Source organism: Pseudomaricurvus albidus (genome assembly GCF_018863235.1).
Lineage (GTDB): Bacteria > Pseudomonadota > Gammaproteobacteria > Pseudomonadales > Cellvibrionaceae > Pseudomaricurvus > Pseudomaricurvus albidus.
In genome coordinates this window covers 128,562-141,154 of record NZ_JAHKRS010000009.1, presented here as the reverse complement: position 1 = coordinate 141,154, position 12,593 = coordinate 128,562, and the positions used below count along the sequence as shown (strand labels likewise).

At 50.5% G+C, this 12,593-nt stretch carries 11 protein-coding genes; 5 read left to right on the top strand and 6 right to left on the bottom strand.

Annotation, left to right across the window (positions count from 1 at the left end; translation table 11 throughout):
• Positions 1–17 precede the first annotated feature (17 nt).
• The 3 genes from KOI40_RS14720 to putP all read left to right on the top strand — a co-directional run bounded on the left by KOI40_RS14720 (position 18) and on the right by putP (position 3,025).
• Positions 18–419 (top strand): PA2779 family protein, encoded by a 402-nt coding sequence (locus KOI40_RS14720; RefSeq protein ID WP_216098287.1) that lies wholly within the window; start codon positions 18–20, stop codon positions 417–419.
• 10 nt (positions 420–429) lie between these two features.
• Positions 430–1,470, top strand: coding sequence for a PA2778 family cysteine peptidase (locus KOI40_RS14715; protein ID WP_216098286.1), 1,041 nt, complete (start codon positions 430–432; stop codon positions 1,468–1,470).
• 94 nt (positions 1,471–1,564) lie between these two features.
• The gene (gene putP, locus KOI40_RS14710; protein WP_216098285.1) at positions 1,565–3,025 is read left to right on the top strand and encodes a sodium/proline symporter PutP; all 1,461 of its coding nucleotides are present in this window, start codon (positions 1,565–1,567) and stop codon (positions 3,023–3,025) included.
• An 18-nt stretch (positions 3,026–3,043) separates the two neighbouring features.
• On the opposite strand, the gene KOI40_RS14705 is transcribed toward putP, so the two are convergent.
• From KOI40_RS14705 to KOI40_RS14685, 5 genes are all read right to left on the bottom strand, one after another.
• The gene (locus KOI40_RS14705) at positions 3,044–3,244 is read right to left on the bottom strand and encodes a hypothetical protein (protein WP_216098284.1); all 201 of its coding nucleotides are present in this window, start codon (positions 3,242–3,244) and stop codon (positions 3,044–3,046) included.
• The gene (locus KOI40_RS14700) at positions 3,241–4,101 is read right to left on the bottom strand and encodes a VOC family protein (RefSeq protein WP_216098283.1); all 861 of its coding nucleotides are present in this window, start codon (positions 4,099–4,101) and stop codon (positions 3,241–3,243) included. The genes KOI40_RS14705 and KOI40_RS14700 overlap by 4 nt, the downstream gene beginning before the upstream one ends.
• Positions 4,102–4,289: 188 nt before the next feature.
• The gene (locus KOI40_RS14695) at positions 4,290–5,789 is read right to left on the bottom strand and encodes a methyl-accepting chemotaxis protein (RefSeq protein ID WP_216098282.1); all 1,500 of its coding nucleotides are present in this window, start codon (positions 5,787–5,789) and stop codon (positions 4,290–4,292) included.
• Between the two features lies 1 nt (position 5,790).
• Positions 5,791–6,393 (bottom strand): SCO family protein, encoded by a 603-nt coding sequence (locus KOI40_RS14690; RefSeq protein ID WP_216098281.1) that lies wholly within the window; start codon positions 6,391–6,393, stop codon positions 5,791–5,793.
• 350 nt (positions 6,394–6,743) lie between these two features.
• A complete protein-coding gene (locus KOI40_RS14685) occupies positions 6,744–7,937 on the bottom strand; it encodes a BaiN/RdsA family NAD(P)/FAD-dependent oxidoreductase (protein ID WP_216098280.1) in 1,194 nt (397 codons plus the stop codon).
• Positions 7,938–8,119: 182 nt separating this feature from the next.
• Between KOI40_RS14685 and KOI40_RS14680 the strand changes: the two genes are divergently transcribed.
• Positions 8,120–8,593: a deoxycytidylate deaminase gene (locus KOI40_RS14680; RefSeq protein ID WP_216098279.1), complete on the top strand. Its 474-nt coding sequence runs from the start codon at positions 8,120–8,122 to the stop codon at positions 8,591–8,593.
• A gap of 22 nt (positions 8,594–8,615) precedes the next feature.
• Here KOI40_RS14680 and apbC read toward each other — a convergent pair whose 3' ends face one another.
• The gene (apbC, locus tag KOI40_RS14675) at positions 8,616–9,725 is read right to left on the bottom strand and encodes an iron-sulfur cluster carrier protein ApbC (protein ID WP_216098278.1); all 1,110 of its coding nucleotides are present in this window, start codon (positions 9,723–9,725) and stop codon (positions 8,616–8,618) included.
• Positions 9,726–10,018: 293 nt separating this feature from the next.
• Here apbC and KOI40_RS14670 point away from each other — a divergent pair, with 293 nt between their 5' ends.
• Positions 10,019–12,388 carry a TonB-dependent receptor domain-containing protein gene (locus tag KOI40_RS14670; protein WP_369413194.1) on the top strand — a complete coding sequence of 790 codons (2,370 nt, stop codon included), beginning with the start codon at positions 10,019–10,021 and terminating at the stop codon, positions 12,386–12,388.
• The last annotated feature ends 205 nt before the right edge of the window (positions 12,389–12,593 follow it).

The following is a 12,593-nucleotide window of genomic DNA, read 5'->3' as shown; positions in this document are numbered from 1 at the left end:
AATTTGTGAGGCGAAACATGAAACTTGCTAAAAGCAACCGTTTTTTCGCATTGTTGTTAAGTTTACTGCTGGTTTCTACCAGTCTGCTCAGCGTATCAGCTCAGGCTGGTATGGTGACCACCCAACAGGCCGTTAGCCAGGAATTTGTCGAGTACGACCGCGCACGTTTAATGGAAGCCTTAAATCAGGAAGGTGTACGTGATCAACTGACGGGAATGGGTGTCGATCCAGCCGAAATTGAACAGCGCATTGCCACACTGAATGCCGATGAACTGGCTCAACTAAACACCGAACTGGCCAACATGCCAGCCGGTCAGGGAGTTGTGGGAGTGCTGCTGGTCATATTTGTTGTCTTTATTATTACCGATATGCTGTGCGCAACCGACCTGTTTACCTTTGTGAAATGCATCAACCGGTAACCTCCACTCCATGCCCCGTCTCTCTGGTCTGATCGGGCTACTGTGCGGCCTGTTTCTGGTGGGCTGCGGATCTCTCAACCGCAGCCCCGACAATCTTTCCGACGTCGTAAACCAATTGCAACTGCCGCTTCAGGCAGAGCTCGCAGATGTTCCTTTTTTTTCTCAACGACAAGAACAATGCGGCCCCGCCAGTCTTGCCACCGTGCTCAATTATCGCCAGATAAAAGTCAGTGCCGAGCAGCTGGAGCCTCTTCTCTACATTCCCGAAAAACAAGGGACACTGTCAATCGAATTGACGGCCCAGGCTCGTTCGCACGGATTGCTGGTCTACCCAATTGACAAGCAGCTGGTTCCTATCCTTCAAGAAGTAGCCGCTGGCAATCCGGTACTGGTGATGCAAAATCTGGGGCTGAGCTGGTGGCCACAGTGGCACTTTGCCGTGATCGTGGGCTACGATCTACAGACCCGGTCACTGCTACTGAGATCTGGCAACGAACCTCGCCGCCACACTCCCTTTAAATCATTTCTCAACACCTGGAGCCGAGCTGAGCGATGGGGAATTGTCATCGTGTCCGCCGATCAAATTCCCGCCAGCGCAGAACCAACGCCTTACTTAAAGGCTGCATCCGATCTCGAACATCAGCACCCGGAAGCCGCCAGGCAGGCTTATGTCGCAGCTCTCAATCAGTGGTCAAATATCGCGGAAACGCAAAGGCTTGCTCGATTGGGACTCGCGAATATCGCTTACAACGAGCAACAATACTCAATCGCCAAACGCTGGCTTGCAGAAAGTCCCCCGCCCTTGTCTGCCGTTCAATGGAACAATCTTGGCTATACCCTCTCTGCGCTGTCCTGCCCTCAATCGGCATTGCAGGCGGTTAAATGTGCACAGGCCTTGCAACCAGAGGCACAGGAGTTCAGCCAATCCGTCACTGAACTGAGCAGGAAATCACTCGACCTTTCATCCAGACCAAACGCAGACAAGATCAATGGAGATCCCGTTTGCCAAATACCACCATGCCCTGCACAAATAGCACCTTCTGAGGAATAGCTATACTTGATAGTCAGTATCCCTGGGTTGCTGGCTACCAACAATCGAACGCTTACATCGTTAGCCTGGTGCCTTTAAACGAGCGAGACGTTCCATGAATGAAAACCTTGCCGTCATCCTGACATTTGTTGTGTACATCTCCCTTATGCTCGGCATCGGTATTTGGTCATATCGACGCACTCACAACTTATCAGATTACGTCCTCGGTGGGCGATCTCTCGGGGCCTGGCCTTCTGCCTTATCGGCGGGAGCCTCGGACATGTCGGGCTGGTTACTGCTTGGCATGCCCGGTTATGCCTATGCGGCGGGCTGGGAAGCATCCTGGATGGCCGCAGGGTTATTCGTCGGCACTTATCTTAACTGGCTGCTGGTCGCACCCAGATTACGCAGTCTGTCGCAGTACGCCAACGACAGTCTGACACTGCCGGACTATTTCAGTAATCGCTTTGGCGACAAACTGGTAATCCGCTCGATTTCGGCCTTTTTTATCCTCCTGTTTTTTACCTTTTACACCAGTTCGGGATTGGTTGCCGGAGGCAAATTGTTCGAGAGTGTGTTTGGAATTGATTACCGCTGGGCTGTCAGCCTCGGCACTCTCGCAGTAGTGTCTTACACCATGTTTGGCGGCTATCTGGCCGTGGTGTGGACAGATTTGATTCAGGGCTTGCTGATGGTTGTGGCACTGGTCATTGTTCCCATCATGGTGCTTATTCTGGTGGGACAATCACCCAACGAACTACTGGCCAGCAAAAACCCGGCCCTGCTCGATCCGCTCACCAATGCCGAAGGTTCACCCCTGGGCTGGCTCGGTATCGTCTCGCTGGTCGCCTGGGGGATGGGCTACTTTGGCCAACCCCATATTCTGGCTCGATTTAAAGGCATTAAAAACCGCCAGGAAATCCCATACGCCCGACGTATTGCCGCATCCTGGACAGCTCTGGGCCTTGGCGGTGCCTTTTTAGTGGGTGTCGCAGGGATTGGTTACTTTGACACGCCACTGGAAGACCCGGAAACCGTATTCATGTCTCTGGTTCAAAGTACCATTTTTCATCCAGTGGTTGCCGGGGTATTACTGGCAGCGATTCTCGCAGCCATTATGTCCACTGCGGACTCTCAATTACTGGTCTGTTCTTCTGTACTGGCTGAAGATGTTTACAGGCCACTGATCCAGCCCGATGTCAGCAGTGAGGCTCTGGTTCGCATCGGGCGTATTACTGTGGTTCTGGTAGCCATTATCGCCTGGTATCTGGCACTGGACCCTGAGCGTTCAGTGTTGGGGCTTGTAGCCTATGCATGGGCGGGCTTTGGAGCCGCTTTTGGCCCCGCGGTACTGCTGTCCCTGTATTGGCCAAGAATGAATAAATTTGGTTGTCTGGCGGGAATTCTGGTGGGCGGCGTTACCGTTGTGACCTGGAAACAGTTACAGGGCGGCCTGTTTGAACTTTACGAAATCGTGCCCGGCTTTTTGTTTGCAGTTATAGCCATAGTCGTAGTGAGTCTGCTGACGCCGGTTCAGAACAATGGCGCAGAATTTATCAAACAAGCACGCTCCTGACATGTCCGATAGGTATATTCAATAACGAGGACGTCCATAAACTCCAACATGTGCAGTCGGCTCAATATGAAAACTGCCATTGTAGTAGTTCATGTCCAATCCAAGATTGGCATGGGGGGTCACCGTGCACCCCGACAGCGCAAGGATACCTGTCACGGACAGCACCATTAAACGAAGACGCTTGCCTATGGTGTTTTTGTCTTGAACTCGCTGTTTCATGGAGACACCTCCTGTTCCTGCAGAATCAAAGCCGCACCTGTGGGATCTTGCACCAATGCCAGCTTGCCGTTGCCCGCCGGGGATGGCAAAACCAGGGCTACTCGCCCACCCTCTCGCGATACATTGACAACCGTATTTTCAAAGTCACTCACAGCAACCACCGCAAGCCACTGATTTCTCGAATCCTCAAAGTTGTTTACGGATACGGTGGCTACGTCCACTCCGTCTTTTTTCAGCAGTTTGCGACCACCTTCAAGATCAACAACTTCCAATTGAAAAACATTTGCATACCAGGCTGCGGCTACTGCAGGTTGAGCAGTAATCAGCTCATACCAAATCCAGGTATCGCTATCCACGGATTCACCGGACTCTTGTGAAGGTGACAATTCAACAAGATTAAACACCGCGCCCTGAGGATCAGCCACCAATGCAGAATACCCCCGATCGGGAATGTCTTGAGCTGGCTGTAACAGCCGCCCGCCCTTCTCAAGTATCTTTTTCAGGGTTGCATCAAGATCCGAGGTGCTCAGCGACAACAACCAACCGCCGGCTTGCAGGTCCCAGTCCATCGCCTGGGTATCAAAGATTCCTCCAACCACCTGCCCACGACGACCATAGAGGGTGCTATAGGTATTGTCGGATTTGGTTTTCCAGCCCAACACGCCCTCCATAAACTGCCGACTGCGAAGTACATTGGGGCTCAACAGATCGTGCCAGACGACCACCTGATTATTGCTGGCCGCAACTGGCGGCATCTTGGAGATGACACTTTCACAAGCTGCCAAAAAGATAACCGACAATATCAACAGCGTTGCGGTGTATCGTCTGATCTTACGGTTTTGACCGACCTTTTCCACGAATGGCATCTCCTGAATGGCGTTATTGAGGCCGCACAAAAACTGAAGGGAATGATTACGCAGACCTTTCTAACAATACTAGATAGCCGATGGATATTCGCAAGTGAACTGTTGGCATTTGCAGGTTGAACAATCAAATACACTGCAAAAAGTCTCAGAAGTTCGGAAAGCACCACTCCATGAAAGCATCATTGATACCGAAAACTGCTAATAAACTCTTTATTAGCTTCAGTAACACGCCGTAGTGTCTCAGCTTCCTCACTGATTTGAGCTGTAAGTTGTCCTAGCTGTTGTCCCTCTTGATTGATCAGCGCGCTATTCTCACCGATCTTGCACATGGCCTCCGTTTGTTCACCAAGAGCCTGCGCAATAAGATGGGATTGGGTATATGCCGCCTCTGCCTCTTGCGACATATGTGCCATTTTCCCACTTACGTGAAGGATTCTGGAAGAGTATTCTTCCAGTTTTCCCGTGCTGTTCGACATGGATTTAACAGTATCGTCTACACTTTCATTTAATCTTTTAATTACTTCGCGCACATCGTTAGCAGATCGATTGGTTCGTCCAGCCAAAACCCGAACTTCATCAGCAACCACCGAAAAACCACGACCAAATTCTCCAGCACGAGCAGCTTCGATAGCTGCATTCAAAGCCAGCAGGTTCGTCTGCTCTGAAATAGCCGTAATATCTTCTAAAATTCCAGCTACGGCGACGGTGTCATTGTGAACCAACCCCAGAGATTCCGACACCATTTGCATTTCTCGTTCAAGGCTACGAATCTCTTCCACAATGGTGTTCATTTCTTCATTAGCAGAGCCCACTTCTGAAGTTAATCCCAGAGACAAGCCAGCGGACTCACGACTGCTATTACCCACCTCAGAAATGCTGCATTGCATTTCCTCCGTCGCATGCGCAATATCATGAGACTGTTGATTTTGTGCGCTGATACTGAGATTCGCTTGCTGAGTGATATTGGCCATCACCTCTCCCAGCCGATCCATTGCTTCTGCGTGTTCAGAGAAGCCCCTGAACACCTCCGACAACCGCTTTATCATTCCGTTAACGGATACAGCAGACTGACTTTTGGAATTGGAAATCTCAACGGTCAAGTCGCCCTCTTCAGCCACTTTTTCAACTGCGGCAATGATATCTGCGTCTGCACGGCTTCGCTGTCGCAAACTTTCAGCCAAAACACTGAGAATCAATGCTTCTGAAGCGGCAAAAGCTGCGTGCACAAATGTCAGAGACCATGAACAGTTGTTTGCAAAGGCCATTAATGGCATATCCAGCCATCGGGCACCTCCAAGCTGCAAGTAAGTAAAGCTTAAATGATGCACTGCTACTGTCACCAGCGCAGCAATAATAGGTTTCCAGCTTTCATAAACAAGAAACACGGCCATCATTGCAAAGATATGGAAATGCATTTCAACCATACCGAGCTGTGACTGAATCAATAACGCAGAAAAGCTCATCATGATAATGGCCGCAGCCACACTGAAGAGCTGTGTACCCCGCAAGACAAAATAGCACAGCCCCGCAATTGCCGTAAGCAACCCACCACCTAACGCTGAAAACCAAAGCAGTTTTGCTCCCATAAAACCGGATGCGACCAGTACAGGCCATTGCAAGGCAAGCAGAACAATTATTTTCTTATCATTCTGCAACATTCTTTCGGACATCAGGGACATACTAACCTCGGTTGAAATCAGGATTAAGGTTCAACAAAATTTGCTCAAGATCCAGACTGAGCTTCGCTGCATCGATCGACGAATAGGGATAAATCTTCAGCACACGATAATGTTTATCCAGCAGGTATAAATTACCGCTGTGAGATTCAGGGCTTGAAGAATCAGCTTCAGGATCATTCAACTCATGGCGAAGACGATAAAGGTCTGGCGCATTCAGCACACCGGAATACACCTGGTCACCCACGCTATCAACAACCGCTTTTCTCAATTCTTGGGTATCCCTTTTGGGGTCAACTGATAGAAATAGAAAACCGACCTTATCAAATAGGCCTTGCTTCTCTGCAGCCGAAAAAAGAGTCCCTAACATCGCAGGACATACATCCTCACAAGACAAATACCCCATAAACATGAGCGTTAACGAATGATCTAATGAGGAAAGAGAAGATTGAGAACCCTCTATTGAGTGCCACCGAAAAGGCGTCAACTCAAGTTCGGTTTCGACACCATAGCTGCCGCGAACATTGAGTGTGGCCCACAGAGCTAGAGGAAGTGCAGCTATAGCCAGTAACAAACACACTATTGAAAGAAAATGTTTACGGAACATAACTGGCCACAGATCAAAGAGAGTGAATTCATGATTTCTCCCGTCAATTGCGGAAGCCGCTTCATTCTAATGACCTGCCTTGGCCTGCATGGTGTTTTCGACCAGCATACCCATAACTTTAGAAACTGATTTTGAAATCTTGAATAACCAAGAGAACGAAGAACCGACAGTTATTACACCCTGATTTTTATAACATTTGATCCACAACAACAAAAAGCCATTCAAGCAGAGGTGTTGAACCTTGGAGTTAACCCAGAAAAAAACCTGAACGATCGTACCAGTTAAACAAAAGCCAGCCTGGGCGACTGGCTCTGAATAATATTTCTGCAATACCCTACAGAGGTAACAAACTAAACAAAGCAACCCGCAGCATAACCGGAAGCCCAGGCAAACTGAAAATTGTAACCACCCAACCAGCCGGTTACATCAACAACCTCTCCAATAAAATACAGTCCTTTCTGTGATTTGGCTTCCATGGTCTTGGAAGACAAATCATCGGTATTCACCCCGCCCAGTGTCACCTCTGCCGTGCGATAACCTTCCGTTCCAGCGGGAAGAATTTTCCAACAGTGCAGCTTTTCGGCAATGTCCTCTAACTGATTTTCGCTGTAAGTGTTCATTGGCTGATTGCTCAACCAATGCTCGCAAAATACACTTGCCCAGCTTTTAGTATGCAGGTTACCCAATACGGTTTTTAACTCTGCCTTGGGCCGATCATTTTTTGCATTCAACAGATAATCTGACAAATCCATGTCAGGGCACCAATCAATCTCAATGGATTGACCCGGCTGCCAATACGAGGAAATTTGTAAAATCACAGGCCCACTTAAACCACGATGTGTAAACAACAAGTTCTCACGGAAACTTTGATCACCGCAGGTCACTCTGACATCAGCAGAGCTGCCTACCAGCGTCGTGAAAGGAAGCAATTGCTCTTTCGATAAGGTAAAAGGAACCAATCCAGCCGAGCGAGGCAGTAAGCGCAAACCAAACTGCTCGGCAAGTTCGTACCCCAAACCCGTTGCCCCCATGGTCGGAATTGACAGTCCTCCGGTCGCAACAACCAAAGATTCGGCAGTTATGGTTCCAAGGGAAGTGTCAACACAGTAGCGCGACATCTGCTCGTCATAAGTCACCGATTCAATACTGCAGTGGGTCTGTACCAACGCTCCTGCCTGATCGCATTCAGCCAATAACATTTCCACAATATCACTGGCTTTATTATCGCAAAACAGTTGCCCCAGCTTCTTTTCGTGATAAGGAATCTGATGCTTGTTGACCAGTTCGATAAAATCCCACTGGGTATAACGGGCCAACGCCGATTTAAAAAAGTGAGGGTTCTCACTCAGATAGTTATCGGGCTCGGCGTACATATTCGTGAAGTTACAACGACCGCCACCTGACATCAGTATCTTTTTACCGACCTTGTTCGCGTGATCGACAACCATGACATTACGACCACGCTGACCGGCAGTGATCGCACACATCAAACCAGCGGCCCCGGCCCCGATAATCAGAACATCAACCGCCTTTACATCATTCATAGTGCACATTCTCTCAACAGTGCTGCCAAGGCAGCTATCACGGTATGGTGGGCCATAGCATTATTCATCAGGGTAGCCCCATTAACTTTCTTCACTCACCTGCTATACTCGCGGCCGCTTTCGATGATAAAACAGGCAATCCCCCTGAATTCCAACCACCGACATCAAGCAGGTAAACAGGCATGAGACCAGATTGGGACGACTACTTTATCCATATGATGGACACCGTGGCAACGCGAGCCACTTGTGACCGAGGCCGCTCAGGCTGCATCATTGTCCGGGACAAACGCATTATCTCTACTGGTTACGTAGGCTCACCTTCCGGCCTGCCGCACTGCGATGACGCAGGCCACCTGATGAAACAGGTGATCGACGATGATGGTACCACCCGTCAGCACTGCATGCGCACCATCCACGCGGAGCAGAACGCCATATGTCAGGCCGCCAGACACGGAATTTCTCTGGAAGGCAGTACACTCTACTGCAAGATGGAACCTTGTCGGGTTTGCGCGATGCTGATCATCAGCTGCGGCATCAAGCATGTAGTAGCCAAAAACCGCTACCACGCCGCTCAGGAAACCCGTGAAATGTTCGAGCAGGCCGGTGTCAGCCTGACCGTTTTGGAAGACCGCATAGAAACCTACGACAACCAGTAGGCTTTCCGCTTGTTAATACACCTCAGTCATCGGTGGTTTCGATAATCGGCGCCGATGTCTGCCCTACCGACTTGGCCAGCTCCGCTGCAACCCGAGTCGCAATCCCGCGATAGATCATCGACAACTCCGATTCCGGATCAGCAGCGACAGTGGGACAACCACCGTCGGCCTGCTGACGAATGGACAAATTCAACGGTAAAGCCCCCAGTAATTGAGTCTGATAATCACTGGCGATGCGCTGACCACCCCCTTCGCCAAAAATATGCTCTTCGTGGCCACAGTTTGAACAAATGTGTGTGGCCATATTTTCTATCACTCCCAGCACCGGTACATGTACCTTGCGGAACATTTCGATGCCCTTTTGCGCGTCCAACAGGGCAATATCCTGAGGGGTGGTCACAACGACTGAGCCCGTTACCGGGACTTTTTGCGACAGGGTCAATTGAATATCACCAGTACCGGGAGGCATATCGATGATCAGATAGTCCAGATCAGGCCACAGAGTCTGGGCCAGCAACTGCTGCAAGGCACCACTGGCCATCGGCCCACGCCAAACCATGGGAGTTTGTTCAGTCACCAGATAGCCCATGGAAATGGAATAAATACCGTGCGCCTCAATGGGCACCAGCATTTGTCCCTGAGGCCCTTTCTCCAGTGCCGGGCGCTGGTTTCCTACGCCCAGCATCGCCGGAATACTGGGGCCATAGATATCCGCATCCAGAATTCCGACAACCGCACCTTCTGCCCGTAAAGCCAGTGCCAAATTGATTGCTGTGGTGGATTTTCCCACACCACCTTTACCGGAAGCCACCGCCAGAATGTTTTTCACGTGGGGGATGGCAGCGCCAGGGTCCGCTACCGGTCCCGGCTGAACCTTCCAGCCGATATCCACCGCCACACGCTCCACCCCAGGCAGGTCTTTGATTGCCTCCCAGATAGATTCACTCAGACTCTGCAACAAACCCTGTGCAGGAAATCCCAGAAGTATCACCAATTCGACCTTGCCATCGGTGACGCTCACGCTTTCGACCTGCCCCAATTCACCAACGGTAGCATTCAGCTCCGGGAGCGGTAATGACAGAACCCGGGATTCAATTTGAGAGGGCAGGATGGGGTTGGCAGCGTCAGACATGGAATTCCTCAGTAATCACGCAGGGTTTTGGGGGGCTTAAGGCGCATTGATCTAGCCACTTAGCCTAGAGAGCAAAACAGAAGGCAGCACATTACCAAAATATCATCAGAAAATGGATCAATTTACCTGGCCAAATGCATAAATTGCTGAGTCAGGAACTATTCAGGCCATTCCTTCATGGACTGCAACCAACTTCCCTGCTCAACTCCATTTACAATTGATAATTATTATCATTATAATAAGCATCATCAAAATCAAGTAGAACATTACTGAAATTGCGGGGGATACAATCAGTGAACAAGAAGCTTTCAAGGTGCACACGGAATACCTTATCAATCGCCATAGCCATGTCGGCCAGCTGGCACACACTGGCATCCGATACGGACATTAAAACCACTACCATCTCTAAATATGATGAAGAAATTGTTGTCTCAGCAACCGGGTACGAACAGAAAATTCCGGATGCCCCTGCCAGTATTTCAGTGATCTCACAAGATGATGTTCTATCGCGTCCACACGCCAATCTGGTCGACATTCTGAAATATCAGGAAGGTATTGATATTGGTACTGAGCGCGATAAAACCGGACAAGCCCAAGTCAGCATGCGCGGCCTGTCGGGGGATTACACCCTGCTTCTGATCGATGGCAAACGCCAGAACAATCACGGTGACATCTACCCCAACAATTTCGGCGGCAACGCCTTCGGACATATGCCACCAGCCGAGTCCATTGAGCGCATCGAGATTATCCGTGGACCAGCCTCTACCCTTTATGGTGCCGACGCCATGGGTGGCGTTGTCAACGTGATCACCAAAAAAACCGCAGACAGCTGGCATGGCGCCATTAATCTGGGCGGCACCGTCCAGGAGAACAATGATTTCGGTGACGAATACCAGGGGAATTTTTCAATCAGTGGCCCATTGATTGAAAACGTGCTCTCTCTGGGATTGCGTGGCAGCCATTACGAAAGCAAAGCTTCCTCACCACAATTTGAGCCTGCAGTTGATCCCAATGGCGATGTCCATATACGCACCACCGGTTTTGGTGGTGGTGGTCGCACCGTAGACAGCACCACTGAAGAATACGGCTTTACACTGACCTATGTTCTCGACGAACGTCAAACCCTGCGCTTTGACTATGACACCTCCGAGCAGATCTACGACAACACTCCGGTAGTTGATCCAGACAGCGGGGAAATCAGCTACCCTCTGGGCACCAAGGACAATATCGATGCCCTGTGGTCACGAGGCCGCTCGGGCTATGCCGCCGATCAAAAATTCACCCGCGACTGGTGGTCTGTCACCCACGAAGGCGACTGGAGCTTTGGTACCAGCTATGTTGCCCTGTCTTATGTCGATAGCGCCAACGAGGGCCGCACACTGCCCCTGACCGTCGATGAGCGACTCGAGCTTCAGGAAATGCAAGACGGCACCGGCAACTACGCCGGCATGAGCGAGGCAGAACGCCGAGCACTGGCCGAAGACACCTTCCTGCCGCGCCCTGAACGTACCTTGAAAAGCAATCAATACACTCTGGACGCCAACGTCAATATTCCCCTGGAAGCGTTTGGTAGCCACGTGCTGGTCATCGGCGGCCAGCTCATAGATGGCGAACTTGAAGACAGTGTTTTTGGAACCGAGAAAGACCAGCCCGGTGGCGTACAGGATCAGGAGATGTACTCCCTGTTTGTGGAAGACAGCTGGACGCCAGTAACGCCGCTGACAATCACTGCCGGTGTACGTTACGACGAACATGATGTGTTTGGCAGCCAGGTCTCTCCCCGCTTGTACGGTGTGTACTCCCTGTCTGACAGCTGGACCCTGAAAGGTGGAGTCAGTACCGGTTACAAAACTCCGAAAACCACCGATCTCTACGACGGTATTACCGGTTTTGGCGGCCAGGGCACCATCCCTCTTTACGGCAATCCGGATCTGGAACCCGAAACCAGCGTCAACAGCGAAATTGCCCTCTACTGGAATTCGCTGAACGGGCACAATTTCAACATCACCTACTTCAACACCAAATTTGAAGACAAAATCAGCTCTCAGCCCTGCAGTTCCGCTCAGGATTGTGGCATCACAGGATCCTATGCCAATGCCGGGCTATCGGACTTCAACTCCAGAAGCACTAAAAAAGTGAATATTGATGAAGTCGATATTCAGGGGATTGAGCTGGCTGGACGCTACATGATTACCGACAACTGGACATTCAAGGCCAACTACACCTGGACCGACAGTGAACAGATGAGTGGCGCCGAAGAAGGTCAACCCCTGACCAACACCGCCGAGCATATGGCCAACCTCAGTCTCGATTGGCAGGCGCTGGACAACCTGTCCCTGTCACTACAGGCAGAATTACGCTCTGACCGCTATCGGGAATGGGACATCGAGGAAGACAAAGCCCGCTACTTCAAAAACTACGAAATTCTGAACCTGGGTATTCGCTATGACATCACAGAGAATCTCAGCCTGTTTGGACGCGTGAACAACCTTTTGGATGAGGATTTCACCACCTACACCACACAGTTCACAGACCTTAATGGCGACGGTGTCTACACCATGGTAACCGGGCGCGGCGCGGTCAGCGAAGTCGTCTTTACCGATGACTACAACGTCAAGGACGCCGGCCGCAATTACTGGCTGACCCTGCAAATGACTTTCTAAATCAAAATTCCCCCTGCTCCACTGGGGCTCGTTTTGGGCTGGCAGGACTTCTGCCGGCCCCCCTCTTTTCTTAGCTCCTCGCTTCTTTCCAAAGCAACCCGCTGAATTCCCTTCCTATTTCGCCTTTGGCACTGATTTACCCTGCAAAAAATGCTATAGTTCGCCGCCATTTTTCCGGGATATGGCTGTTGTTGGCCAGTCCCAT

What these genes read in the sequence shown, in the direction of transcription:
- KOI40_RS14720 (WP_216098287.1), top strand. Translation starts at nt 18, where the DNA reads ATGAAACTTGCTAAAAGCAACCGTTTTTTCGCATTGTTGTTAAGTTTA.
- KOI40_RS14715 (WP_216098286.1), top strand. Translation starts at nt 430, where the DNA reads ATGCCCCGTCTCTCTGGTCTGATCGGGCTACTGTGCGGCCTGTTTCTG.
- putP (WP_216098285.1), top strand. Translation starts at nt 1,565, where the DNA reads ATGAATGAAAACCTTGCCGTCATCCTGACATTTGTTGTGTACATCTCC.
- KOI40_RS14705 (WP_216098284.1), bottom strand. Translation starts at nt 3,244, where the DNA reads ATGAAACAGCGAGTTCAAGACAAAAACACCATAGGCAAGCGTCTTCGT.
- KOI40_RS14695 (WP_216098282.1), bottom strand. Translation starts at nt 5,789, where the DNA reads ATGTCCCTGATGTCCGAAAGAATGTTGCAGAATGATAAGAAAATAATT.
- KOI40_RS14690 (WP_216098281.1), bottom strand. Translation starts at nt 6,393, where the DNA reads ATGTTCCGTAAACATTTTCTTTCAATAGTGTGTTTGTTACTGGCTATA.
- KOI40_RS14685 (WP_216098280.1), bottom strand. Translation starts at nt 7,937, where the DNA reads ATGAATGATGTAAAGGCGGTTGATGTTCTGATTATCGGGGCCGGGGCC.
- KOI40_RS14680 (WP_216098279.1), top strand. Translation starts at nt 8,120, where the DNA reads ATGAGACCAGATTGGGACGACTACTTTATCCATATGATGGACACCGTG.
- apbC (WP_216098278.1), bottom strand. Translation starts at nt 9,725, where the DNA reads ATGTCTGACGCTGCCAACCCCATCCTGCCCTCTCAAATTGAATCCCGG.